We start from the raw sequence: 23,601 nt of genomic DNA on the forward strand, positions 1-23,601 counted from the left end.
TGCCGCCAGCGTTCAATCTGAGCCATGATCAAACTCTTCAATTTAAGTTTGATGCTCGTAGAATTAAACTTCGTAATGAATTACGTGTTCACTCTTTGAGACTTGGTATTCATTTTTCGTCCGAGGACGTTAAGAATCCATGTCACTTTGAGTGCCCACACAGATTGTCTGATAAATTGTTAAAGAGCAGTTGCGACGCGCCTTGGCGCTCTGTCGCGAGGTGGCGTATATTACGCTTTCCTCCTTCAGAGTCAAGCGATTATTTTCGCTTTTCTCTGGCAGAATTTCCGGAGAAACTCTTTCAACCCGGCGGCTTGTTTGCCGTTGTTCCGTGTCGATGGAGGCGCATTATAGGGATCCCATTTTTTTGCACAAGCCTTTTTCGGATCTTTTTTTCTGTTTGATGTTTTTTCAGGCTTTTTGCGGTGATCCTGTACGATCTGCTCAATTTTTAGCAGGCAAAGGGCCTGCAGAAGGCGTAAACCGCCACCACTGACACCTGATGAAATGCATTTAATGAGGTAACCATGTCCGCAAAATTACGATCATATAAAGGGTTGTCCCCGGATTTAGGCCAACGCGTGATGATCGATCCTTCCAGCGTTGTTGTTGGAGACGTACGAATTGCTGACGATGTGAGCATTTGGCCACTGGTCGCAATTCGTGGTGATGTGAATTACATCAGGATTGGGGCTCGTAGTAATATCCAGGACGGCAGCGTACTGCACGTGACTCACAAGTCTTCATATAATCCGGAGGGTAATCCGCTCATCGTCGGTGAAGACGTCACCGTGGGGCATAAAGTCATGCTGCATGGCTGCACGATCGGCAATCGGGTACTGGTTGGTATGGGATCAATTCTACTGGATGGCGTAGTAATAGAAGATGACGTGATGATTGGCGCTGGCAGCCTGGTGCCACAAAACAAACGTCTGGAAAGTGGATATCTGTATCTGGGGAGTCCAGTAAAACAGATCCGCCCCCTGAAGGCGGCGGAGTTAGAAGGTCTGAGGTATTCGGCAAACAACTATGTGAAATGGAAAGACGAGTATCTTAATCAAGAAAGCCAGACCCATCCCTGACTATCTTCCCGCTCATCGCGGATAGCCTGTTCGGCTTCATCTTCTAAATCCCATCGATTATCACGAAAGGATGAAAGCCAGACCGCTGGCGTATCGCCACCATAGCGATGCGCCAGACTCTCTCCTTTAATGGCACAGCTCAGCTGCATACCATTCACTAATACCGGAAAGACTACCGCACACAACGCTTCATCCCAGGTTTCCCGATCCGGGAACTGAATCGCCTGGTTCACGCCTGCAGCTCTCGGGACAGGACGCCGATCACCGGGGTTATCTCCGGAAGTACACCGTGCCACAGTAAAACCGCATGTGCCGCCTGCGCGACCAGCATACCGAGTCCATCAGCACACTGTTTCGCACCATGCTGCTCGCACCAGTTCAGAAATGGCGTAGTTCCTTTCTGATAGAACATGTCGTAGCAGCGTACATGTGCATTAATGATGGATGCAGGGATAGCTGGCACTTCACCACCGATCCCGCTTGAGGTGGCGTTGATTATCAGATCGAACTCACGTCCATCCAGCTCGTTCATCTGGGCTGCGCTAACGCTCCCGGTGTGAGCAAAGATCTGCGCCAGTTCCTGTGCGCGTGAGAAAGTGCGGTTCACAATTGTCACTGCGCAATCTAATGACAGTAGCGGCAACAGTACGCCACGAGCTGCACCACCAGCACCAATCAACAGAATACGACTTCCTTTCTTTATAAAGGCAAGACGCTCAAGATCGCTTAACAGGCCGATCCCATCTGTGTTGTCACCCAGAAGGCGCCCATCTTCCAGACGCTTCAGGGTATTCACTGCCCCCGCCAATGCGGCACGTTCGGTCAATTCATCCGCACGAGCAAAAGCGGCCTCTTTAAAGGGAACCGTTACATTCGCACCACGCCCGCCGTTGTCAAAAAAAGCATTCAGCGTTTCGACAAAGGCATCAAGAGGTGCCAGAACACGGCCATAAGGATGATCAATGTGCAGCTGTTCAGCAAACTGCTGATGGATAGTCGGCGATTTGCTATGCGCGATGGGGTTACCGAAAACAGCGTAGGTTTCCATTCTCTTATCCCTGGCGGAAGCGTTCGCCCGTCAGGGCATCACGGATTTCAGAAGGGTTCAGACGGCCGCCGGTCTCGCCATCTACCACTGGGAAGCGGTCACCAAACTGCAGACGCACCTCTTCGGTTGTACGGCACGGCGGCTGCCCGGTCAAATTAGCACTGGTGGACACCAGCGGTTTCCCGTAAGCCCGGCACAATTCCACCACCAGCGGGTGGTCGGTCACGCGCACGGCCAAAGAATCAAAACGGCCTGTCAGCCAACGCGGTGTGCTGGCTTTCGCCGGGAACACAAACGTCACCGGGCCTGGCCAACAGCTAAACACCGCTTCCCGTTGCGCCGGGGACAGCATGGCATCATCTATATAAGGCTTGAGCTGCTCGTAGTCGGCAGCAATCAGGATCAATCCTTTCTCTACCGGGCGCTGTTTCAGATCCAGCAGCTTCATCACGGCGGCTTCGCTGTCAGGATCGCAACCGACACCGAATACCGCTTCTGTTGGATAGGCGATGACTTCTTCTTTATTCAGCACCGCGACGGCATGGGACACGGAGTCTGATGGCAGGTTCTTATTCACGGGTTTATTCCGCCGTTATCGGCTTTCCACATTGTTTACTGGCACAGAAACGCTTTACGCCCTGCGCGGTTTTCTTATCTATCAGTAACGGATAATGACATTCAGGGCATTCACCCGCTACCGGTTTAAAATTGATGACAAACTGACAGTCTGGATAGCGATCGCAGGAGTGGAATGTTTTCCCATAACGCGAACGACGCTGTACAAGCTGGCCGCGCTGACACTGCGGGCAAGTAATAGAGGTGTCATCCGGTTTATCGATGACCTCGGTATGCTGGCATTCCGGATAGCGACTACAGCCGATAAACATACCGAAACGCCCCTGGCGTAGAACCAGTTCTGCATTGCAAAGCGGACAAAGCTGCCCCTCCAGAACTTTAACAATATGTCCGTCCGCCTGACTCTTCAGGGGACGGACATAGTCACATTCTGGATAATGGGAACAGCCGAGAAACGGACCGTGTTTCCCGGAACGGATAACCAGTTCGGCCCCACACTGAGGGCAGGGCTCATTTTTGGGCACCGAAAACAGTGCTGATTTGGCCATAACAACTCTTACTGCTGCATAAATGATTAGTGCAGCATACCTTCATTCACTTCAAAGAGTAATTCTTCCATCTGCTGATACGCGTTTTCACAGCCTGGGATATTAAACAGCACCATCAGAATGACCCATTTCAGGTCTTCCAGATCGAAATCTGCGGTATCCAGTGCCATGACGCGCTCAATCACCATTTCACGCGTTTCGAGGTTTAGCACCTGAATCTGCTCCAGGAATAACAAGAATCCCCGGCAACTGGCATCCAGCCGTTGACACTCTTCTTCGGTATAAATGCGAAGAGAGAGTGGATCAGAAGCGAGCTGCATCGGTTCGGCGAGGCCTTCCTGATAGTCAGCGAGCTTTTCCAGCCACAGTAGCGCGTTATAAATGTCCTCACGATCAAAACCGGCGTCGGTGAGATCCCGCGTCAGTTTGTCCTGATCCACGCGCATTTCAGCTTCGTTGTGGATGTAAGTCTCAAACAAATACATTAGTACGTCGAACATGGCATGCCCTCCTCAATCGGACATAGCCGCCGGGTACAGCTGCGATCCATCCTGCTAACTCCAGTTCGAGTAGCTGGGCCACCGTTACTGGCACAGGTTGGCCGGCACGTTCAGCGACGACGTCAACAGGTGTTACCTCATCTCCTACGTTAGCCAGGAGCTCAGGAAATGGCAATGCCACACCCAGGTGATCCGGTGAATAATTTGATTTTTCAGTCTCATCTGGCAGCCATTGCAGCCCATATTGCAAATTTTCAAGGATCTCTTCCGGCGTGCTCACAAGCGTAGCCCCCTGGCGAATTAGCCAGTGCGGCCCCTCTGCTCCCGGGTTTCCTAATGGTCCTGGGATCGCGAAAACTTCCCTTCCCTGATCGGCTGCGCAGCGCGCCGTTACCAATGAGCCACTTTTCAGTGCCGCTTCGATGACCAGTACCCCCTGGCTGAGTCCGCTGATGATTCGGTTACGCCGGGGAAAGTGACGCGCCAATGGAGGCTCAGATAAAGGAAATTCGGAAACAAGCGCACCACCCTTTGCAACAATCTGTCTGGCAAGCGACACATGCCGACGCGGGTAGATACTGGTTAACCCACATCCCAGTACTGCAATAGTTTTCCCCTCACCACTCAGCGCTGCCCGGTGTGCGACGCCATCAATGCCCAACGCCAGTCCGCTGGTTATTGTTAATCCACGGCATGCCAGCGACTCGCAAAAATAGCGTCCCCAGCGTTCGCCGTACCACGAAGGAACCCTACTCCCCACGACTGCCAGCTGCACCGAGCACAACGGTTCCAGCCAGCCTTCAACCAGCAGCGCAGCAGGATAATCGGCGATAGCCCGAAGAGCGCCCGGATAACTCTCGTCATCCGCCAACAGCAAATGGTGCTCCGGGTGCTCAAGCCAGTGCAGGCTGTGCTCAATCTCCCGTTCCGTCACTGCCAGAAAACGCTGTGCCTGTTTTGCGCTAAGCCCCACCCGTTGCAACAGTGAATAATCTATCTCTGACGCTGGTACTGGGGTTAACGTATTGATGAGCTTTAGCATCCTGTCACCATACAAATCCATGACGGCTATCAGGCGTAAAACTACCTCTGTCGATATCATCCGATCTCCCTGCCACAGGCGGCTCTGGCAATCCTTGCGATTGGTCAGTGATGCTGTCAATCGGGTGGTGTTTTGTCTAGAATAGAGGACATAATCTTTTCAACTCCTGAACACGACTCTGGAGATTTATGGCAGTTTTGCATGTGTTACATATTCCGGACGAGCGTCTTCGCAAAGTCGCAGAGCCGGTCAAAGAAGTGAATGCAGATATTCAGCGTATCGTTGATGATATGTTCGATACCATGTACGCCGAAGAAGGTATTGGCCTCGCGGCAACGCAGGTGGATATCCATCAGCGAATTATCGTTATCGACGTTTCGGAAAATCGCGACGAACGTCTGGTACTGATTAACCCGACGCTGCTCGAGAAGAGCGGTGAAACGGGCATTGAAGAAGGTTGCCTGTCAATTCCCGAGCAGCGCGCTCTGGTACCTCGTGCTGAGACAGTGAAAATCAGCGCTCTGGATCGCGACGGCAAACCGTTCGAACTGGAAGCCGATGGTCTGCTGGCTATTTGTATCCAGCATGAAATGGACCACCTGGTTGGCAAGCTGTTCATCGACTATTTGTCGCCGCTGAAGCAGCAACGCATTCGTCAGAAAGTGGAAAAACTCGACCGTTTAAACGCGCGAGCTTAAGGATAATCACCAACGTGTCAGACTCACTACGTATTATTTTTGCGGGTACACCTGACTTTGCAGCGCGTCATCTTGACGCGCTGTTGTCGTCTGAACATCAGATTGTCGGCGTGTTTACCCAGCCCGATCGCCCGGCAGGCCGTGGCAAAAAGCTGATGCCGAGCCCGGTAAAAGCGCTGGCGGAAGAAAAAGGTCTGCCGGTTTTCCAACCGGTTTCGTTACGCCCGCAGGAAAACCAGCAGCTCGTTGCCGACCTGAACGCTGACGTCATGGTCGTTGTCGCCTATGGGCTCATCCTGCCAAAAGCAGTTCTGGATATGCCACGCCTCGGTTGTATCAACGTGCATGGTTCTCTCCTCCCGCGCTGGCGCGGTGCTGCGCCTATCCAGCGCGCGCTCTGGGCGGGTGACCAAGAAACCGGCGTGACTATTATGCAAATGGATGTTGGCCTTGATACCGGCGACATGCTGTTTAAGCTCTCCTGCCCCATCACGGCCGAAGATACCAGCGCATCGCTGTACGATAAGCTTGCTGAGCTCGGTCCGGACGGCCTGCTGGAAACGCTGAATCAGCTTGCCAACCATCGTGCTGCACCTGAAGTTCAGGATGAGTCACTGGTGACCTATGCCGAGAAGCTGAGTAAAGAAGAAGCCCGCATCGACTGGTCTCTGCCTGCTGAACAGCTTGAACGCTGCATCCGCGCATTTAACCCCTGGCCGATGAGCTATGTCGTTATCGATGAGCAGCCGGTGAAAATATGGCAAGCATCGGTAATTGACGCCGAAACCAGCGCCGATCCGGGTACCATTGTTGATGCTAACAAACAGGGAATTCAGGTCGCTACCGGTAAAGGTATCCTTAACCTGCTATCGCTACAGCCTGCCGGCAAAAAAGCGATGAGCGCTCAGGATCTGCTGAACTCACGTCGGGAATGGTTTATTCCTGGCAACCGTCTCGCCTGATATTCGGCCACGACAATCAGCCCGGTGTTCCCGGGCCTTTTTATTTTTGCGGTTATGAAAAAAAATCTAAATTTACGCAGTCTTGCAGCGCAGGCTCTGGAACAGGTTGTTGAGAATGGGCAGTCTCTCAGCAACGTTTTGCCGCCGCTACAGCAAAAAGTCTCGGATAAAGATAAAGCGCTGCTGCAGGAGCTGTGCTACGGCGTGTTACGTACCCTGCCGCAGCTGAACTGGCTGGTGACAAAGCTGATGGCCCGTCCAATGACCGGTAAGCAGCGCACTATCCATTACCTGATCATTGTTGGCTTTTATCAACTGCTGTATACCAGAATTCCTGCCCACGCCGCACTGGCTGAAACGGTGGAAGGAGCCGTTGCGGTTAAACGTCCGCAGTTGAAAGGGCTTATCAACGGTGTGCTACGTCAGTTTCAGCGTCAGCAAGAGGAACTGCTGGCCGAATTTGCACAAAATGAGACCCGCTTCCTGCACCCTTCCTGGCTCCTGAAACGCATCAAGAACGCCTACCCGCAGCAGTGGGAATCCATCGTCGAGGCAAACAATCAGCGCCCTCCGATGTGGCTGCGCGTTAACCGCAAGCATCACAGCCGCGATGCCTGGATGCAATTGCTGGAAGAAGCAGGATTAAACGGTTTCCCCCATCCGGACTACCCGGATGCCGTCAGACTGGAAACCCCGGCACCGGTTCACGCACTTCCAGGTTTTGATGACGGCTGGGTAACAGTGCAGGACGCTTCAGCACAAGGTTGCATGACCTGGCTTACGCCGGAAAACGGGGAGCAGATCCTCGATTTATGTGCTGCACCCGGTGGCAAAACGACACATATACTCGAAGTGGCACCTGAAGCAAACGTTCTGGCAGTCGACGTCGATGAAGCTCGCCTTTCCCGCGTTTATGACAACCTCAAACGCCTGGGCATGAAAGCACAGGTTAAACAGGGTGATGGTCGTTATCCAGCGCAGTGGTGCGGCGAACAGCAGTTTGATCGCATTCTGCTCGATGCTCCCTGCTCGGCAACAGGCGTAATTCGTCGCCATCCGGATATTAAATGGCTACGCCGCGATCGTGATATCCCTGAACTTGCCGGTCTGCAGCGCGAAATTCTGGATGCAATATGGCCGCATCTGAAATCTGGTGGCACGTTGGTTTACGCAACCTGTTCTATTCTCCCTGAAGAAAACTGCGAACAGGTTCGGGCATTCCTCGAGCGGACACCGGATGCGGTACTCAGTGACACCGGTACTCAGGAACAACCTGGCATACAGAACCTGCCGGGCGCAGAAGACGGCGATGGCTTCTTTTACGCTAAGCTAATCAAGAAATGATGAACTAACGGATCGCTGCTGATGAAAATTATCATTCTGGGTGCAGGCCAGGTTGGCGGCACACTGGCAGAAAACCTGGTTGGCGAGAACAACGATATCACCGTTGTCGATACGAATGGCGATCGCCTGCGTACGTTACAGGACAAATTCGATCTTCGTGTTGTACAGGGGCATGGTTCCCACCCCCGTGTATTACGTGAGGCCGGTGCGGACGACGCAGACATGCTCGTCGCGGTAACCAGTTCAGATGAAACAAACATGGTGGCCTGTCAGGTCGCCTTTTCACTGTTCAATACCCCAAATCGCATTGCTCGTATCCGCGCCCCCGACTATGTTCGCGATGCCGATAAGCTGTTCCACTCTGAGGCTGTGCCAATCGATCACTTGATCGCACCTGAACAGCTGGTTATCGACAGCATCTATCGCTTAATTGAGTATCCTGGCGCACTGCAGGTGGTGAATTTTGCCGAAGGGAAAGTCAGCCTTGCCGTGGTAAAAGCCTATTATGGCGGGCCGCTGGTTGGTAATGCACTCTCCACTATGCGTGAGCACATGCCGCATATTGATACACGTGTGGCCGCTATTTTCCGTCACGACACTCCGATTCGCCCCCAGGGTTCAACTATTGTCGAAGCAGGCGATGAAGTCTTTTTCATTGCCGCTTCACAGCATATCCGCGCGGTCATGAGTGAGCTCCAGCGTCTGGAAAAACCCTACAAACGCATTATGTTAGTCGGTGGTGGCAACATCGGTGCAGGGTTGGCTCATCGGCTGGAAAAAGATTACAGCGTTAAGCTTATCGAACGCGATCAGCAGCGCGCTGCGGAGCTTGCGGAAAAGCTGCAGAATACGATCGTCTTCTTTGGTGACGCTTCGGATCAAGAATTGCTGATGGAAGAACATATCGATCAGGTCGATCTGTTTATCGCCGTCACTAACGATGACGAAGCTAACATCATGTCAGCGATGCTCGCCAAGCGTATGGGTGCCAAGAAGGTGATGGTGCTAATCCAGCGTAAAGCCTATGTTGATCTGGTACAGGGTAGCGTTATCGATATTGCGATCTCCCCGCAGCAAGCCACCATTTCAGCCTTGCTAAGCCATGTGCGTAAAGCAGATATCGTAGGAGTTTCTTCCCTGCGCCGTGGCGTTGCGGAAGCTATTGAGGCCGTCGCCCACGGTGATGAAACGACGTCCCGAGTGGTTGGTCGCGTAATTGACGAAATTAAACTGCCGCCAGGAACCATTATTGGTGCGGTGGTTCGCGGTAACGATGTGATGATCGCCAATGACAACTTACGCATCGAGCAGGGTGACCACGTTATTATGTTCCTGACCGATAAAAAGTTTATTACCGACGTAGAGCGTCTGTTCCAGCCCAGTCCCTTTTTCCTCTAATTATCGAGGGTGCTTTTCGGCACCCTTTTTTATTACCTTGTATTTATTGCGGTTTAAATTATTCAACCAAACACAATCGATAAATGGAAATTGCCTTAACATTTGTTAAACTTATTAACGTCAGCTTTCCAGGGAGAAGAAAATGAGCATTATTAAAGAGTTTCGCGACTTCGCGATGCGCGGGAACGTGGTTGATTTAGCCGTCGGTGTAATTATTGGTGCTGCATTCGGCAAGATTGTTTCATCGCTGGTTGCCGATATCATTATGCCACCGTTGGGCTTGTTAATCGGTGGTGTCGACTTTAAGCAGTTTGCCGTCACATTGCGTGCCGCACAGGGCGATGTACCTGCAGTGGTCATGCATTACGGTGTATTTATTCAGAATATCTTCGACTTCGTGATTGTGGCATTCGCTATTTTTATGGCCATCAAAGCTATCAATCAGTTGAATCGTAAGAAAGAAGAGCCGGCTGCCGATCCTGTTCCGACGAAAGAAGAAGTACTGCTTACTGAAATTCGTGATCTGTTAAAAGAACAAAAAGACCGTTCCTGATCTGGAGCGTTAAAACCAGAAGGCCAGTGGTAAAAAAGCATTTGCTCTCTTGCCACTGGCCTCCCAGTTACCTCTGTTGCCGTGTTTTCCTTTACGTAGATAACTCCCTTTCCCTTTCTTATTCTTCTCTACACGCTGGCGAAACAGCGGGTCGTGTAATAATGCTTCGATAGCATTGTCCTTTATCTGCCCTTTACGATGCTGATAGTGGCTCATAGACTCTCCAGATTGTGTGTTCAAACGGCTGCAGTATAATCCTGCCGCTATTGCGAATCAACGTGGTGTACTCGCTCCCTGTTCCAGGGCTTCAAGAATAGAACAATAGACGCTGCTGTGTGCACTACCACAACAGGCATCATTCAGCCGTTGCAACGACCGGCGCATTGACTGCAGCTCTTCGATACGCGCTTCGACTTCACTCAAACGAGCCTGCACAATCCCCTTGGACTCCTGGCAAGTATGGTGTTCAGGATCGATGCGGATCGACAAAAGTTCGCGGATCGATTCCAGTGTAAAGCCCAACTGTCTTGCATAACGGATAAAGCGCAGACGCTGCAGATCGTTATCCGTATACAGACGAAACCCGCCTTCAGTACGGACATCATGGGCCATCATCTGTTGCTTTTCATAGTAGCGAATGGTATCCGGCGTGACATCCGCCAGCTTTGCAAGCTCACCAATACGATACATAGTTACTCCTCGTTAATCTTGTTCATCAACTTTTCGCTGTATTCGCCCTGCAGGAAATCAGTACTGAGACCCGCCTGACGTAGCTTAAGTTCAAGCAGTGCCAGTCTTCGACTTATCTCCTGATACTGCGGCTCATCTTTACGAACGCTCTTCAGAAGATCGTTCAGGGCAAGCGCCTCTTTACGTGCTTCGAGTTCAGGGGGCAAACAACCGGCATTTTTAAGCAGGCGATATCCGGCGCGAAGTTCTTCAGGAATGTGCGAATCGTCTTCAAGGACTAAGGGCTCACCGCTGCCGGGGAGGTTCTCAAAGTCGCCTTTTTTCTGGGCATCCTGAATATGGCGTTCCGCCCACTGGTCAAGCAACCACATACATCGGCTCCAGAGGTTGAACAAAAAGAATACGCTGATTGTAGGATGGTGGGGATTCGCTGGATATAAAAAAACCCGCCGAGGCGGGTTTTTTTACGATACTACAAATTACTCTGCAGCAGCTTCTGCTTTCGGCTCAGCACGATCAACCAGCTCGATGTATGCCATCGGCGCGTTGTCGCCTGCACGGAAGCCACACTTCATGATGCGAGTGTAACCACCGGCGCGGCTCGCGAAACGCGGGCCCAGCTCGTTAAACAGTTTTGCCACGATCTCGTTATCACGAGTACGGGCGAATGCCAGACGACGATTAGCAACGCTATCAGTCTTGGCAAGAGTAATCAGCGGCTCAACTACGCGACGCAGTTCTTTCGCTTTCGGCAGGGTCGTCTTGATGATTTCATGACGAACCAGCGAACCTGCCATGTTGCGGAACATAGCCTGGCGATGGCTGCTGTTGCGGTTCAGTTGACGACCACTCTTACGATGGCGCATGACCTTATCCTTCTCAGTAAAACCTTAACCTGTGATCCGGTTACTCGTCAGCAATGCTTGCCGGTGGCCAGTTTTCCAGGCGCATGCCCAGAGACAGACCACGGGAGGCCAGCACGTCTTTAATCTCAGTAAGAGATTTTTTACCCAGGTTCGGCGTTTTCAGCAACTCAACCTCGGTACGCTGTACCAGATCACCGATATAGTGGATAGCTTCTGCCTTAAGGCAGTTAGCAGAGCGGACAGTCAATTCCAGATCGTCAACAGGGCGCAGCAGGATCGGATCGAATTCTGGTTTCTCTTCTTTCACTTCCGGCTGACGTACATCACGTAAATCAACGAAAGCTTCCAGTTGTTCTGCCAGGATGGTTGCCGCACGACGAATCGCCTCTTCAGGATCGATTGTGCCGTTGGTTTCCATTTCGATGACCAGCTTGTCCAGGTCGGTACGCTGTTCTACACGCGCTGCTTCAACATTGTAGGCAATACGCTCTACAGGGCTGTAGCAGGCGTCGACCAGCAGACGGCCGATTGGGCGCTCATCTTCTTCCGAATGAATTCGGGCAGAAGCCGGCACATAACCGCGACCGCGCTGAACTTTGATACGCATGCTAATAGCTGCGTTCTCATCGGTCAGGTGGCAGATCACGTGCTGCGGCTTGACGATTTCGACATCACCGTCGTGGGTAATGTCGGCTGCGGTTACAGGGCCAATGCCAGATTTATTCAGAGTAAGAATAACTTCATCTTTACCCTGAACTTTCACCGCCAGCCCTTTCAGGTTGAGCAGGATTTCCAGGATGTCTTCCTGAACGCCTTCTTTGGTGCTGTACTCATGTAGTACACCATCAATCTCAACCTCAGTCACCGCGCAACCCGGCATCGATGAAAGCAGAATACGGCGCAGTGCGTTACCCAGAGTATGGCCAAAGCCACGCTCTAAAGGTTCAAGGGTCACCTTGGCGTGCGTCGAACTCACTTGCTCGATATCTACCAGGCGCGGTTTTAGAAACTCTGTCACAGAACCCTGCATTGTGTCCTCTCTTTGGTGCTAAGCCTTACTTGGAGTAAAGCTCGACGATCAGGTGTTCGTTAATGTCCGCAGACAGATCAGAACGCTCCGGCTGACGCTTGAACGTACCTTCCATCTTGCCAGCATCAACTTCCAGCCAGGTTGGCTTTTCACGCTGCTCAGACAGCTCCAGGGCTGCTTTCACGCGAGATTGCTTTTTCGCTTTCTCACGAACGCTGACAACGTCATTCGCTTTAACCTGATAAGAAGCGATGTTAACAACACGACCGTTTACCATGATAGCTTTGTGGCTAACCAGCTGACGTGATTCAGCACGAGTGGCGCCGAAGCCCATACGGTATACAACGTTGTCCAGACGACCTTCCAGCAGAGCCAACAGGTTTTCACCGGTGTTGCCTTTCAGACGTGCTGCTTCTTTATAGTAGTTACGGAACTGACGCTCCAGCACACCGTAGATGCGGCGAACTTTCTGCTTTTCACGCAACTGCACACCATAGTCAGACAGACGCGGTTTACGCGCACCGTGCTGGCCAGGAGCTTGTTCAATTTTACACTTGGTATCGATCGCGCGAACGCCAGACTTCAGGAAGAGGTCTGTGCCCTCGCGACGGCTCAGCTTGAGCTTAGGACCCAAATATCTTGCCATTTTCTTTCTCCAACAATCCTAGAAAACGACCGCGTTATACGCGACGTTTTTTCGGCGGACGACAACCGTTGTGAGGGATCGGAGTCACATCAGTAATATTAGTGATGCGGAAACCAGCGGCGTTCAGAGCACGAATAGTAGATTCGCGACCTGGACCCGGTCCCTTAACCATAACTTCCAGATTCTTGATGCCGTATTCTTTTACGGCTTCAGCGCAACGCTCTGCTGCAACCTGAGCTGCAAACGGAGTTGATTTACGTGAACCACGGAAACCGGAACCACCGGCTGTTGCCCAACCCAAAGCGTTACCCTGACGATCAGTAATAGTAACGATGGTGTTGTTGAAAGAAGCATGGATATGAGCCACGCCGTCAGAGACTTGTTTTCTTACACGCTTACGTGCACGAACTGGTGCCTTTGCCATTATTCAATCACCCCGATTATTTCTTGATCGGTTTGCGCGGACCCTTACGGGTACGTGCGTTGGTCTTGGTGCGCTGACCGCGAACCGGAAGACCACGACGATGACGCAAACCACGGTAGCAACCAAGGTCCATCAGACGCTTGATGCTCAGGGTGATTTCACGACGCAGATCACCTTCAACGACAAATCCACCAACTGCTTCACGCAGCTGCTCGATTTGTTCTTCAGACAGCTCACTGATCTTAACATTTTCAGCGATCCCCGTAGAGGCACAGATAGCCTTGGAACGGGTCTTGCCGATACCGAAAATAGCAGTTAATGCGATTACGGTATGTTTGTGATCAGGAATGTTAATGCCTGCTATACGGGCCACTATGCACTCCTACTATTTGAATTGTACGCACCATGCTGAAAAGCCCGTTTTCAGGATACTCAAATGGAAACGTACAGACATACAAAAGATTGGCTGGCTAATCTAGCCAGCTCAACCCAACTTTGCAAGAAAAATATGCGAAATAAATCAGCCTTGACGCTGTTTATGTTTCGGCTCCGCACTGCAAATCACACGGATGACACCATCACGCTTAACGATTTTGCAGTTACGGCATAATTTCTTGACGGAAGCACGAACTTTCATTTTTACTCTCCGTAACTTCTCGGGCGCCCTGTTAGCGGCCGTAGCCTTTCAGGTTCGCCTTCTTCAATGCAGACTCATACTGACTGGACATCATCAGAGTTTGCACTTGAGCCATAAAGTCCATAATCACGACAACAACGATAAGCAGAGACGTACCACCGAAGTAGAACGGTACTTTCATTGCATCACGCATGAACTCCGGGATCAGGCAGATAAAGGTAATGTACAACGCACCAACCAAAGTCAGGCGGGTCATAACTTTATCGATATACTTCGCCGTTTGCTCTCCCGGACGAATTCCTGGTACAAATGCACCGGACTTCTTCAGGTTATCTGCTGTTTCACGCGGGTTGAAGACCAACGCCGTGTAGAAGAAACAGAAGAATATGATTGCAGACGCATAGAGTAACACATAAAGCGGTTGCCCAGGCTGCAAATACAGCGAAATTGTTGTCAGCCAGTTCCAACCGGTGCCGCCCCCGAACCATGACGCGATGGTTGCCGGGAACAGAATAATGCTGGAAGCGAAGATTGCCGGGATAACACCCGCCATATTCACTTTCAGCGGCAAATGTGTGCTCTGTGCAGCATAAACACGACGACCTTGCTGACGTTTCGCATAGTTCACCACAATGCGGCGTTGACCACGCTCAACGAAGACAACAAAGAAGGTCACTGCAAATACTAATACTGCAACCAATAGCAACAGGAGGAAGTGCAGGTCGCCTTGACGCGCTTGCTCGATAGTGTGGGCAATGGCTGGCGGGAGACCCGCAACGATGCCAGCGAAGATAATGATCGAGATACCGTTACCGATACCACGCTCAGTAATCTGTTCGCCGAGCCACATCAGGAACATAGTTCCTGTGACCAGACTTACAACAGCGGTGAAATAGAATGCAAAGCCTGGATTAATTACCAGGCCCTGCATACCAGGCATATTCGGTAAACCGGTAGCAATACCGATTGACTGGAATATTGCCAGCACCAGAGTGCCGTAGCGGGTGTACTGGCTAATCTTACGACGGCCAGATTCCCCTTCCTTCTTAATCTCTGCCAGCGTCGGGTGAACCACCGTCAGCAGCTGGATAATAATAGAGGCCGAAATGTACGGCATAATACCCAGCGCAAAGATAGAAGCACGGCTGAGAGCACCACCAGAGAACATGTTGAACATTTCAATGATGGTGCCTCGCTGTTGCTCAAGCAGTTTGGCAAGTACAGCGGCATCAATACCAGGGATCGGAATAAAAGAGCCAATTCGGAAAACAATCAGCGCACCGATCACAAACAGAAGTCTGCGTTTCAGTTCGCCAAAACCGCCTTTGGCACTTTGAAAATCTAATCCCGGTTGTTTAGCCATCTGCTACTTATTCCTCAATTTTACCGCCAGCAGCTTCGATAGCAGCACGAGCGCCTTTAGTAACACGCAGACCACGGATAGTTACCGGACGAGTTACCTCACCAGCCAGGATCACTTTCGCGAACTCGATCTGGATACCGATAATGTTAGCCGCTTTCAGCGTGTTCAGGTCGACTACATCGCCTTCTACTTTAGCCAGATCGGACAGACGAATTTCTGCCGTGATCATCGCTTTACGAGAAGTGAAGCCGAATTTCGGCAGACGACGGTACAGTGGCATCTGACCACCCTCGAAACCGCGACGTACGCCACCGCCAGAACGAGACTTCTGACCTTTGTGACCACGACCACCGGTTTTACCGAGGCCAGAACCGATACCACGACCCAGGCGTTTACCCGCCTGTTTAGAGCCTTCGGCCGGAGACAGAGTATTTAAACGCATCTCTTACTCCTCAACTTTAACCATGAAGGAAACCGCGTTGACCATACCACGAACAGCAGGAGTATCCTCGCGCTCTACGGTATGACCAATACGACGCAGACCCAGGCCAAGCAGCGTTGCCTTATGTTTCGGCAGACGACCGATTGCACTGCGGGTTTGTGTGATTTTAATAGTCTTTGCCATGGTCAATTACCCCAGAATTTCTTCAACGGATTTACCACGCTTGGCAGCGACCATTTCTGGAGAATTCATATTTTCCAGGCCATCGATAGTTGCACGAACCACGTTAATCGGGTTAGTGGAACCGTATGCTTTGGCCAGTACGTTATGAACTCCAGCGACTTCCAGAACGGCGCGCATTGCACCACCGGCGATGATACCGGTACCTTCTGAAGCCGGCTGCATGAATACACGAGAACCCGTGTGAACACCTTTAACCGGGTGCTGCAGGGTGCCGTGGTTCAGCGCGACGTTAATCATATTGCGACGGGCTTTTTCCATCGCTTTCTGGATCGCTGCTGGAACTTCACGCGCTTTACCGTAACCAAAACCAACGCGACCGTTACCATCACCAACTACAGTCAGAGCTGTGAAGGAGAAAATACGACCACCTTTAACGGTTTTAGATACGCGGTTTACCGCGATCAGCTTTTCCTGCAGTTCGCCAGCTTGTTTTTCGATGTGAGCCATCTTACACCTCTACCTTAGAACTGAAGGCCAGCTTCACGGGCAGCATCTGCCAGTGCCTGGACACGACCATGATATTGGAACCCGGAACGGTCAAAGGACACATCTTTAATGCCTTTTTCCAGAGCGCGTTCTGCAACAGCTTTACCCACAGCTGCAGCGGCGTCTTTGTTACCGGTGTACTTCAGTTGTTCAGAGATAGCTTTTTCTACAGTAGAAGCAGCTACCAGAACTTCAGAACCGTTCGGTGCAATTACCTGTGCGTAAATATGACGCGGGGTACGATGTACCACCAGGCGAGTTGCACCCAGCTCCTGGAGCTTGCGGCGTGCGCGGGTCGCACGACGGATACGAGCAGATTTCTTATCCATAGTGTTACCTTACTTCTTCTTAGCCTCTTTGGTACGCACGACTTCGTCGGCGTAACGAACACCCTTGCCTTTGTAAGGCTCAGGACGACGGTAGGCGCGCAGATCTGCTGCAACCTGGCCGATCACCTGCTTATCAGCGCCTTTCAGCACGATTTCAGTTTGAGTCGGACATTCTGCAGTGATACCGGCTGGCAGCTGATGGTCAACAGGATGTGAGAAACCCAGAGCCAGGTTTACTACATTACCTTTAACCGCTGCACGATAACCTACACCAACCAGCTGCAGCTTCTTAGTGAAGCCTTCGGTAACACCGATAACCATTGCGTTCAGCAGGGCACGCGCGGTACCAGCCTGAGCCCAACCGTCTACGTAACCATCACGCGGACCGAAGGTCAGTGCATTATCTGCATGTTTAACGTCAACAGCATCGTTGAGAGTACGAGTCAGCTCGCCGTTTTTACCTTTGATCGTAATAACCTGACCGTTGATTTTAACGTCAACGCCGGCAGGAATAACGACCGGTGCTTTAGCAACACGAGACATTTTTTCCTCCGATTAGGCTACGTAGCAGATAATTTCGCCACCAAGACCAGCTTGGCGCGCTGCACGATCAGTCATAACACCTTTAGAGGTAGAAACAACCGCGATACCCAGACCCGCCATAACTTTCGGCAGCTCATCTTTTTTCTTATAGATGCGCAGACCTGGGCGGCTGACACGCTGAATGCTTTCTACAACAGCTTTACCCTGGAAATACTTAAGAGTAAGTTCCAGTTCCGGCTTGGTGTCGCCTTCAACTTTAAATTCTTCGATAAAACCTTCTTCCTTCAGCACGTTGGCAATCGCCACTTTCAGCTTGGAGGAAGGCATTGTGACCGCAGCTTTGCTCGCGGCCTGACCGTTACGGATACGGGTCAGCATATCCGCGATCGGATCTTGCATGCTCATCTGTCTTTACTCCCGTGATTCAATTGGTGACAATTACCAGCTAGCCTTTTTCAGACCCGGGATTTCACCGCGCATAGCGGCTTCACGGACCTTGATACGGCTCAACCCGAACTTCCGCAGGAAACCATGCGGACGACCAGTTTGACGGCAGCGATTACGCTGACGAGACGGGCTGGAATCACGCGGCAGACTCTGCAGCTTAAGAACTGCATTCCAACGATCTTCGTCGGAGGCGTTCACATCAGAGATGATCGCTTTAAGTTCAGCGCGTTTCGCGAAGTATTTATCAGCTAAAGCTACGCGTTTAACTTCGCGTGCTTTCATTGATTGCTTAGCCATTCAGTAACCCTACCTTACTTGCGGAACGGGAATTCAAAGGCAGCCAGCAGAGCACGGCCTTCTTCGTCAGATTTCGCAGTAGTGGTAATGGTAATATCCAAACCACGAACGCGATCGACTTTGTCGTAGTCGATTTCTGGGAAGATGATCTGCTCACGGACACCCATGCTGTAGTTACCACGACCGTCGAATGACTTAGCGGACAGGCCACGGAAGTCACGGATACGCGGTACAGCAATAGTGATCAGGCGCTCAAAGAACTCCCACATGCGCTCGCCACGCAGAGTTACTTTACAGCCGATCGGATAGCCCTGACGGATTTTGAAGCCTGCAACTGATTTGCGTGCTTTGGTGATCAGCGGTTTTTGACCGGAGATTGCTGCCAGGTCAGCTGCTGCGTTATCCAGCAGTTTCTTGTCAGCGATCGCTTCACCAACACCCATGTTCAGGGTGATCTTCTCGACCCGAGGGACTTGCATGACAGAATTGTAGTTAAACTCAGTCATGAGTTTCTTAACTACTTCGTCTTTGTAGTAATCATGCAGTTTCGCCATCGTACTACTCCAAATTACTTGATAGTTTCGCTGTTAGACTTGAAGAAACGGACTTTTTTGCCATCTTCGAATCTAAAGCCTACACGGTCAGCCTTGCCGGTTGCCGCATTGAAGATTGCAACGTTAGAAACCTGAATAGCAGCTTCTTTTTCAACGATGCCACCCGGTTGGTTCAGGGCCGGAACCGGCTTCTGATGTTTCTTAACCAGGTTGATACCTTCAACGACGAGTTTGCCGGAAGACAGAACATTCTTAACTTTACCGCGCTTACCTTTATCTTTACCGGTTAACACGATAACTTCGTCATCACGACGGATTTTAGCTGCCATGATTCGCTCCTTAGAGTACTTCTGGTGCCAGAGAGATAATTTTCATGAACTTCTCGTTGCGAAGTTCACGAGTTACCGGCCCAAAGATACGCGTGCCGATAGGCTGCTCGCTGTTATTGTTTAAAATAACGCATGCATTACCATCGAAGCGAATGACAGAACCGTCAGGGCGACGAACACCCTTCTTGGTGCGCACCACTACCGCCTTCAGCACATCACCTTTCTTGACCTTACCACGCGGAATTGCTTCTTTGATGGTGATCTTGATGATGTCGCCTACGCCTGCGTAGCGACGGTGCGAGCCACCCAGAACCTTGATACACATTACGCGACGCGCACCGGAGTTGTCGGCGACGTTCAGCATAGTCTGTTCTTGGATCATTTTAGTGCTCCGCTAATGTCAACTACTACTGAGACTCTAAAACTACAGAGTCGTTAAAAAGCCCCATATCGAGGGCGCGGCATTATAACACCGCTCTCAGCATATGGGTAGAAAAAATAAACGGCTCATCTCTGAGCCGTTTATCCGTATTGAGAACGCGTACTGTATTACAGAACCGCTTTCTCTACAACGCGAACCAGAGTCCAGGACTTAGTCTTGGACAGCGGACGGCATTCGCGGATTTCAACCACGTCACCGATACCGCATTCGTTGTTCTCGTCATGTACGTGCAGTTTGGTCGTACGTTTGATGAATTTACCGTAGATCGGGTGTTTCACAATACGTTCGATAGCTACAACAATGGATTTCTCCATTTTGTCACTAACAACACGACCTTGCAGAGTACGGATTTTATCGGTCATTACGCACCCGCCTTCTGAGTCAGTAAAGTCTTAACGCGTGCAACATTACGACGAACCTGCTTCAGCAGGTGAGTCTGTTGCAGCTGGCCACTTGCAGCCTGCATACGCAGGTTGAACTGCTCACGCAGCAGGTTCAGCAGCTCAGCGTTCAGCTCTTCAACGCTTTTTTCACGCAGCTCATTTGCTTTCATTACATCACCGTCTTAGTTACAAAGGTGGTTTTAATCGGCAGTTTCGCTGCTGCCAGGCCGAATGCTTCACGGGCCAGCTCTTCCGGTACGCCGTCCATTTCATAAAGGACTTTACCCGGCTGAATCAAGGCAACCCAGTACTCAACGTTACCTTTACCTTTACCCATACGAACTTCCAGCGGCTTCTCGGTGATCGGTTTGTCCGGGAATACACGGATCCAGATCTTACCTTGACGCTTAACTGCACGGGTCATTGCACGACGTGCTGCTTCGATCTGACGTGCAGTCAGACGACCACGGCCAACAGCTTTCAGACCGAAAGTGCCGAAGCTAACATCCGTACCCTGCGCCAGACCACGGTTGCGGCCTTTGTGCACTTTACGGAATTTTGTACGCTTTGGTTGTAACATAGCGACGCTCCTTATTTACGGCCTTTACGCTGCTGCTTTTTAGGTTGAGCAGCCGGTTCCGGTTGTTCAACAGCAGCCATACCACCCAGGATCTCGCCTTTGAAGATCCACACTTTAACGCCGATTACACCGTAAGTGGTGTGCGCTTCAGAGGTGTTGTAGTCGATGTCAGCACGCAGAGTGTGCAGCGGTACGCGACCTTCACGGTACCATTCGGTACGTGCGATTTCCGCGCCGCCCAGACGGCCGCTAACTTCAACTTTGATACCTTTAGCGCCCAGACGCATTGCGTTCTGTACAGCACGCTTCATAGCACGACGGAACATAACGCGACGTTCCAGCTGAGAAGTGATGCTGTCAGCAACCAATTTAGCGTCCAGTTCTGGCTTACGAACTTCGGCGATATTGATCTGTGCAGGAACGCCAGCGATATCCGCTACGACCTTGCGCAGTTTTTCTACGTCTTCGCCTTTCTTACCGATAACGATACCCGGGCGAGCAGTGTGAATGGTCACACGGATGCTCTTAGCCGGACGCTCGATAACGATACGAGATACGGACGCTTTAGCCAGTTCCTTTGTCAGGTACTGACGTACTTTAAAATCGCTGTCCAGGTTGTCAGCGAATTCTTTGGTGTTCGCGAACCAGGTAGAGTTCCAAGGTTTGACAATACCCAGGCGAATACCATTAGGATGTACTTTCTGACCCATTGCTAGTCTCCAGAGTCTCAGCGATCGGACACAACCACAGTGATGTGGCTGGTGCGCTTCAGGATGCGATCTGCACGACCTTTTGCACGCGGCATAATGCGCTTCATGCTCGGGCCTTCGTCTACGAAAATTTTCGTAACTTTCAGATCGTCAATGTCAGCGCCATCGTTGTGTTCAGCGTTAGCAATGGCAGATTCCAGTACTTTCTTGACCAATACAGCCGCTTTCTTATTGGTGTATGTCAGGATGTCCAGAGCCTGCGACACTTTCTTACCGCGAATCAGGTCAGCAACAAGGCGAACCTTCTGAGCAGAAGAACGAGCATGGCGATGTTTAGCGATAGTTTCCATCTCTTCCTCCTACCTTATTTCTTCTTCGCTTTTTTATCAGCAGCATGGCCGCGATAAGTACGAGTCGGTGCGAATTCACCCAGTTTGTGACCGACCATTTCGTCGGAAACAAATACCGGAACGTGCTGACGACCATTATGGACAGCGATGGTCAAACCGATCATGTTAGGAAAGATCGTTGAACGACGGGACCAAGTGCGCAGGGGCTTCTTGTCTCCGCTTTCCACCGCTTTCTCTACCTTCTTCAGCAAGTGCAGGTCAATAAAAGGACCTTTCTTGAGAGAACGTGGCATGGCTTATCCTCTAAAATTATTTGCTACGGCGACGTACGATGAATTTATCAGTACGCTTGTTGCTGCGGGTCTTCTTACCTTTGGTCTGAACGCCCCACGGAGTTACCGGGTGCTTACCAAAGTTACGACCTTCACCACCACCATGTGGGTGGTCTACTGGGTTCATCGCAGTACCGCGAACGGTAGGACGAACACCACGCCAGCGTGCAGCACCTGCTTTACCCAGAACGCGCAGCATATGCTCAGCATTGCCAACTTCGCCCAGAGTAGCGCGGCAGTCTGCTTCGACTTTACGCATTTCACCAGAACGCAGACGCAGGGTGACATAAGCACCATCGCGAGCAACGATCTGAACGTAAGTACCAGCAGAACGCGCCAGCTGACCGCCTTTACCTGGTTTCATTTCTACGTTATGAACGGTAGAACCAACCGGGATATTGCGCATCGGCAGGGTGTTACCCGCTTTGATTGCAGCATCAACGCCAGACTGAATCTGGTCGCCAGCTTTCAGGCCTTTAGGGGCCAGAATGTAACGGCGCTCGCCGTCTTTGTACAGAACCAGCGCGATGTTCGCGGAACGGTTCGGATCGTACTCAAGACGTTCAACAACTGCCGGGATACCGTCTTTGTTGCGTTTGAAGTCAACAATACGATAAGCCTGCTTGTGGCCACCACCGATGTGACGAGTGGTGATACGGCCATTGTTGTTACGACCACCGGATTTGCTGTTTTTTTCCAGCAACGGAGCAAAAGGTTTGCCCTTGTGCAGCTCAGGGTTAACCACTTTAACTACGTGGCGACGACCCGGAGATGTCGGTTTACATTTAACAACTGCCATTGTGTTACTCCTCCGACTTACTCAGCGCCGCCAACGAAGTCCAGGTTCTGGCCTTCTTTAAGGGTGACGTAAGCTTTTTTCCAGTCGCTACGACGACCGATACGCTGTCCGTGACGTTTAACTTTCCCTTTAACTACCAGGGTGTTAACGACTTCGACTTCGACTTCAAACAGTTTCTGCACAGCAGCTTTGATTTCTGCTTTGGTCGCGTCTTTAGCAACTTTGAGAACGATGGTGTTGGTTTTTTCCATCGCAGTAGACGCTTTTTCAGAAACGTGCGGTGCACGCAGCACCTTCAGCAAACGTTCTTCACGAATCATGCCAGCATCTCCTCAACTTGCTTAACAGCATCAGCAGTCATTACGACTTTGTCGAAGGCGATCAGGCTAACCGGGTCGATACCAGTTGCATCGCGTACGTCAACCTTGTGCAGGTTGCGCGCAGCCAGGAACAGGTTTTCGTCCAGCTCACCGGTGATGATCAGCACATCTTCCAGAGCCATGTCTTTCAGTTTCTGTGCCAGCAGTTTAGTTTTCGGCGCTTCTACAGAGAACTTCTCGACAACGATCAGACGATCCTGACGTACCAGTTCGGACAGGATGCTTTTCAGCGCGCCGCGGTACATCTTTTTATTAACTTTTTGACTGTGGTCCTGCGGACGAGCAGCGAAGGTCACGCCACCAGAACGCCAGATCGGGCTCTTGATAGAACCTGAACGCGCACGGCCGGTACCTTTCTGGCGCCATGGCTTTTTGCCAGAACCAGTTACTTCAGCACGAGTCTTCTGAGCACGAGTACCCTGACGAGCACCAGCTGCATAAGCAACAACAACCTGGTGAACCAGCGCTTCGTTGAAATCACGACCGAAGGTAGTTTCGGAAACAGTCAGCGCGCTCTGCGCGTCTTTCAATACTAATTCCATTGCTAT

Annotated in this window: 40 protein-coding genes and 1 pseudogene; 6 read left to right on the forward strand and 35 right to left on the reverse strand. The window is 51.2% G+C overall.

Annotation, left to right across the window (positions count from 1 at the left end):
• Positions 1–527 precede the first annotated feature (527 nt).
• On the forward strand, positions 528–1,082 hold the full coding sequence (locus C7387_RS22395; protein WP_120817528.1) for a gamma carbonic anhydrase family protein: 555 nt from the start codon (positions 528–530) through the stop codon (positions 1,080–1,082).
• On the opposite strand, the gene C7387_RS22400 is transcribed toward C7387_RS22395, so the two are convergent.
• From C7387_RS22400 to dprA, 6 genes are read right to left on the reverse strand one after another with little or no spacing between them, the layout of a single operon-like run.
• Positions 1,058–1,315, reverse strand: a complete 258-nt coding sequence (locus tag C7387_RS22400) for a DUF1488 family protein (protein WP_006817249.1) — start codon at positions 1,313–1,315, stop codon at positions 1,058–1,060. The genes C7387_RS22395 and C7387_RS22400 overlap by 25 nt on opposite strands.
• The gene (gene aroE, locus C7387_RS22405; RefSeq protein WP_006817250.1) at positions 1,312–2,130 is read right to left on the reverse strand and encodes a shikimate dehydrogenase; all 819 of its coding nucleotides are present in this window, start codon (positions 2,128–2,130) and stop codon (positions 1,312–1,314) included. Before aroE ends, C7387_RS22400 begins: the two co-directional genes overlap by 4 nt.
• A 4-nt stretch (positions 2,131–2,134) precedes the next feature.
• Entirely contained in the window at positions 2,135–2,707 is a 573-nt protein-coding gene (gene tsaC, locus C7387_RS22410; protein ID WP_038254038.1) for an L-threonylcarbamoyladenylate synthase type 1 TsaC, read from the reverse strand.
• 4 nt (positions 2,708–2,711) lie between these two features.
• Positions 2,712–3,254 carry a DNA topoisomerase family protein gene (locus tag C7387_RS22415; RefSeq protein ID WP_120817529.1) on the reverse strand — a complete coding sequence of 181 codons (543 nt, stop codon included), beginning with the start codon at positions 3,252–3,254 and terminating at the stop codon, positions 2,712–2,714.
• A gap of 26 nt (positions 3,255–3,280) precedes the next feature.
• Complete coding sequence (gene smg / locus C7387_RS22420; protein ID WP_038254032.1) at positions 3,281–3,754, reverse strand: DUF494 family protein Smg; 474 nt, start codon at positions 3,752–3,754, stop codon at positions 3,281–3,283.
• The gene (gene dprA / locus C7387_RS22425) at positions 3,726–4,856 is read right to left on the reverse strand and encodes a DNA-protecting protein DprA (protein WP_120817530.1); all 1,131 of its coding nucleotides are present in this window, start codon (positions 4,854–4,856) and stop codon (positions 3,726–3,728) included. Before dprA ends, smg begins: the two co-directional genes overlap by 29 nt.
• A 128-nt stretch (positions 4,857–4,984) precedes the next feature.
• On the opposite strand from dprA, the gene def reads away from it, so the two are divergent.
• From def to mscL, 5 genes are all read left to right on the forward strand, one after another.
• Positions 4,985–5,494, forward strand: a complete 510-nt coding sequence (gene def, locus C7387_RS22430; protein WP_006817256.1) for a peptide deformylase — start codon at positions 4,985–4,987, stop codon at positions 5,492–5,494.
• A gap of 14 nt (positions 5,495–5,508) precedes the next feature.
• Positions 5,509–6,456 (forward strand): methionyl-tRNA formyltransferase, encoded by a 948-nt coding sequence (gene fmt / locus C7387_RS22435; protein ID WP_006817257.1) that lies wholly within the window; start codon positions 5,509–5,511, stop codon positions 6,454–6,456.
• Between the two features lie 54 nt (positions 6,457–6,510).
• Complete coding sequence (gene rsmB / locus C7387_RS22440) at positions 6,511–7,800, forward strand: 16S rRNA (cytosine(967)-C(5))-methyltransferase RsmB (RefSeq protein ID WP_120817542.1); 1,290 nt, start codon at positions 6,511–6,513, stop codon at positions 7,798–7,800.
• A 21-nt stretch (positions 7,801–7,821) separates the two neighbouring features.
• Positions 7,822–9,198, forward strand: coding sequence for a Trk system potassium transporter TrkA (gene trkA, locus C7387_RS22445; protein WP_038254025.1), 1,377 nt, complete (start codon positions 7,822–7,824; stop codon positions 9,196–9,198).
• 142 nt (positions 9,199–9,340) lie between these two features.
• The gene (mscL, locus tag C7387_RS22450; RefSeq protein ID WP_006817260.1) at positions 9,341–9,751 is read left to right on the forward strand and encodes a large-conductance mechanosensitive channel protein MscL; all 411 of its coding nucleotides are present in this window, start codon (positions 9,341–9,343) and stop codon (positions 9,749–9,751) included.
• Here the strand turns inward: mscL and C7387_RS22455 are convergent.
• The 29 genes and pseudogenes from C7387_RS22455 to rplD all read right to left on the reverse strand — a co-directional run bounded on the left by C7387_RS22455 (position 9,705) and on the right by rplD (position 23,595).
• Positions 9,705–9,967, reverse strand: a pseudogene (locus C7387_RS22455) (alternative ribosome-rescue factor A). The gene mscL and the pseudogene C7387_RS22455 sit on opposite strands and share 47 nt — an antisense overlap.
• Before the next feature lie 57 nt (positions 9,968–10,024).
• A complete protein-coding gene (gene zntR, locus C7387_RS22460; protein WP_006817262.1) occupies positions 10,025–10,441 on the reverse strand; it encodes a Zn(2+)-responsive transcriptional regulator in 417 nt (138 codons plus the stop codon).
• A gap of 2 nt (positions 10,442–10,443) precedes the next feature.
• Positions 10,444–10,812: a DnaJ family domain-containing protein gene (locus tag C7387_RS22465; RefSeq protein WP_038254023.1), complete on the reverse strand. Its 369-nt coding sequence runs from the start codon at positions 10,810–10,812 to the stop codon at positions 10,444–10,446.
• A 108-nt stretch (positions 10,813–10,920) separates the two neighbouring features.
• Complete coding sequence (rplQ, locus tag C7387_RS22470; RefSeq protein WP_038254020.1) at positions 10,921–11,307, reverse strand: 50S ribosomal protein L17; 387 nt, start codon at positions 11,305–11,307, stop codon at positions 10,921–10,923.
• Positions 11,308–11,347: 40 nt separating this feature from the next.
• Entirely contained in the window at positions 11,348–12,337 is a 990-nt protein-coding gene (locus tag C7387_RS22475) for a DNA-directed RNA polymerase subunit alpha (RefSeq protein WP_006817265.1), read from the reverse strand.
• Between the two features lie 25 nt (positions 12,338–12,362).
• A complete protein-coding gene (gene rpsD, locus C7387_RS22480; RefSeq protein ID WP_006817266.1) occupies positions 12,363–12,983 on the reverse strand; it encodes a 30S ribosomal protein S4 in 621 nt (206 codons plus the stop codon).
• Between the two features lie 34 nt (positions 12,984–13,017).
• Positions 13,018–13,407 carry a 30S ribosomal protein S11 gene (gene rpsK / locus C7387_RS22485; RefSeq protein WP_004388621.1) on the reverse strand — a complete coding sequence of 130 codons (390 nt, stop codon included), beginning with the start codon at positions 13,405–13,407 and terminating at the stop codon, positions 13,018–13,020.
• A 16-nt stretch (positions 13,408–13,423) separates the two neighbouring features.
• Positions 13,424–13,780 (reverse strand): 30S ribosomal protein S13, encoded by a 357-nt coding sequence (rpsM, locus tag C7387_RS22490; RefSeq protein ID WP_038254013.1) that lies wholly within the window; start codon positions 13,778–13,780, stop codon positions 13,424–13,426.
• A gap of 147 nt (positions 13,781–13,927) precedes the next feature.
• Positions 13,928–14,044, reverse strand: coding sequence for a 50S ribosomal protein L36 (rpmJ, locus tag C7387_RS22495; protein ID WP_000868187.1), 117 nt, complete (start codon positions 14,042–14,044; stop codon positions 13,928–13,930).
• A gap of 31 nt (positions 14,045–14,075) precedes the next feature.
• On the reverse strand, positions 14,076–15,407 hold the full coding sequence (secY, locus tag C7387_RS22500) for a preprotein translocase subunit SecY (RefSeq protein WP_006817268.1): 1,332 nt from the start codon (positions 15,405–15,407) through the stop codon (positions 14,076–14,078).
• A 7-nt stretch (positions 15,408–15,414) separates the two neighbouring features.
• On the reverse strand, positions 15,415–15,849 hold the full coding sequence (rplO, locus tag C7387_RS22505) for a 50S ribosomal protein L15 (protein ID WP_006817269.1): 435 nt from the start codon (positions 15,847–15,849) through the stop codon (positions 15,415–15,417).
• A 3-nt stretch (positions 15,850–15,852) separates the two neighbouring features.
• Entirely contained in the window at positions 15,853–16,032 is a 180-nt protein-coding gene (gene rpmD / locus C7387_RS22510; RefSeq protein ID WP_001140434.1) for a 50S ribosomal protein L30, read from the reverse strand.
• Between the two features lie 6 nt (positions 16,033–16,038).
• Positions 16,039–16,539, reverse strand: a complete 501-nt coding sequence (gene rpsE / locus C7387_RS22515; RefSeq protein WP_002438697.1) for a 30S ribosomal protein S5 — start codon at positions 16,537–16,539, stop codon at positions 16,039–16,041.
• Between the two features lie 14 nt (positions 16,540–16,553).
• On the reverse strand, positions 16,554–16,907 hold the full coding sequence (rplR, locus tag C7387_RS22520; RefSeq protein ID WP_006817270.1) for a 50S ribosomal protein L18: 354 nt from the start codon (positions 16,905–16,907) through the stop codon (positions 16,554–16,556).
• A gap of 9 nt (positions 16,908–16,916) precedes the next feature.
• The gene (rplF, locus tag C7387_RS22525; RefSeq protein ID WP_006817271.1) at positions 16,917–17,450 is read right to left on the reverse strand and encodes a 50S ribosomal protein L6; all 534 of its coding nucleotides are present in this window, start codon (positions 17,448–17,450) and stop codon (positions 16,917–16,919) included.
• 12 nt (positions 17,451–17,462) lie between these two features.
• Positions 17,463–17,855 carry a 30S ribosomal protein S8 gene (gene rpsH, locus C7387_RS22530; RefSeq protein WP_006817272.1) on the reverse strand — a complete coding sequence of 131 codons (393 nt, stop codon included), beginning with the start codon at positions 17,853–17,855 and terminating at the stop codon, positions 17,463–17,465.
• 33 nt (positions 17,856–17,888) lie between these two features.
• Positions 17,889–18,194: a 30S ribosomal protein S14 gene (gene rpsN / locus C7387_RS22535; protein WP_006817273.1), complete on the reverse strand. Its 306-nt coding sequence runs from the start codon at positions 18,192–18,194 to the stop codon at positions 17,889–17,891.
• A 14-nt stretch (positions 18,195–18,208) separates the two neighbouring features.
• Positions 18,209–18,748 (reverse strand): 50S ribosomal protein L5, encoded by a 540-nt coding sequence (rplE, locus tag C7387_RS22540; RefSeq protein WP_038254008.1) that lies wholly within the window; start codon positions 18,746–18,748, stop codon positions 18,209–18,211.
• Between the two features lie 14 nt (positions 18,749–18,762).
• Positions 18,763–19,077: a 50S ribosomal protein L24 gene (rplX, locus tag C7387_RS22545; RefSeq protein ID WP_003863287.1), complete on the reverse strand. Its 315-nt coding sequence runs from the start codon at positions 19,075–19,077 to the stop codon at positions 18,763–18,765.
• Positions 19,078–19,087: 10 nt separating this feature from the next.
• Positions 19,088–19,459 (reverse strand): 50S ribosomal protein L14, encoded by a 372-nt coding sequence (rplN, locus tag C7387_RS22550; RefSeq protein WP_000613954.1) that lies wholly within the window; start codon positions 19,457–19,459, stop codon positions 19,088–19,090.
• Positions 19,460–19,626: 167 nt separating this feature from the next.
• A complete protein-coding gene (gene rpsQ / locus C7387_RS22555; RefSeq protein WP_006817275.1) occupies positions 19,627–19,881 on the reverse strand; it encodes a 30S ribosomal protein S17 in 255 nt (84 codons plus the stop codon).
• A complete protein-coding gene (rpmC, locus tag C7387_RS22560; protein WP_006817276.1) occupies positions 19,881–20,072 on the reverse strand; it encodes a 50S ribosomal protein L29 in 192 nt (63 codons plus the stop codon). The genes rpsQ and rpmC overlap by 1 nt, the downstream gene beginning before the upstream one ends.
• Complete coding sequence (gene rplP, locus C7387_RS22565; RefSeq protein ID WP_002919759.1) at positions 20,072–20,482, reverse strand: 50S ribosomal protein L16; 411 nt, start codon at positions 20,480–20,482, stop codon at positions 20,072–20,074. The genes rpmC and rplP overlap by 1 nt, the downstream gene beginning before the upstream one ends.
• Before the next feature lie 11 nt (positions 20,483–20,493).
• The gene (rpsC, locus tag C7387_RS22570) at positions 20,494–21,192 is read right to left on the reverse strand and encodes a 30S ribosomal protein S3 (protein ID WP_006817277.1); all 699 of its coding nucleotides are present in this window, start codon (positions 21,190–21,192) and stop codon (positions 20,494–20,496) included.
• Positions 21,193–21,209: 17 nt separating this feature from the next.
• Positions 21,210–21,542 (reverse strand): 50S ribosomal protein L22, encoded by a 333-nt coding sequence (gene rplV, locus C7387_RS22575; RefSeq protein ID WP_000447529.1) that lies wholly within the window; start codon positions 21,540–21,542, stop codon positions 21,210–21,212.
• A gap of 14 nt (positions 21,543–21,556) precedes the next feature.
• On the reverse strand, positions 21,557–21,835 hold the full coding sequence (gene rpsS / locus C7387_RS22580; RefSeq protein ID WP_001138115.1) for a 30S ribosomal protein S19: 279 nt from the start codon (positions 21,833–21,835) through the stop codon (positions 21,557–21,559).
• Positions 21,836–21,851: 16 nt separating this feature from the next.
• Positions 21,852–22,673: a 50S ribosomal protein L2 gene (gene rplB / locus C7387_RS22585; protein ID WP_000301859.1), complete on the reverse strand. Its 822-nt coding sequence runs from the start codon at positions 22,671–22,673 to the stop codon at positions 21,852–21,854.
• 17 nt (positions 22,674–22,690) lie between these two features.
• A complete protein-coding gene (rplW, locus tag C7387_RS22590; protein ID WP_000617546.1) occupies positions 22,691–22,993 on the reverse strand; it encodes a 50S ribosomal protein L23 in 303 nt (100 codons plus the stop codon).
• Positions 22,990–23,595, reverse strand: coding sequence for a 50S ribosomal protein L4 (gene rplD / locus C7387_RS22595; RefSeq protein WP_000424395.1), 606 nt, complete (start codon positions 23,593–23,595; stop codon positions 22,990–22,992). Before rplD ends, rplW begins: the two co-directional genes overlap by 4 nt.
• Positions 23,596–23,601 lie beyond the last annotated feature (6 nt).

This window comes from Yokenella regensburgei (genome assembly GCF_003634235.1).
GTDB lineage: Bacteria > Pseudomonadota > Gammaproteobacteria > Enterobacterales > Enterobacteriaceae > Yokenella > Yokenella regensburgei.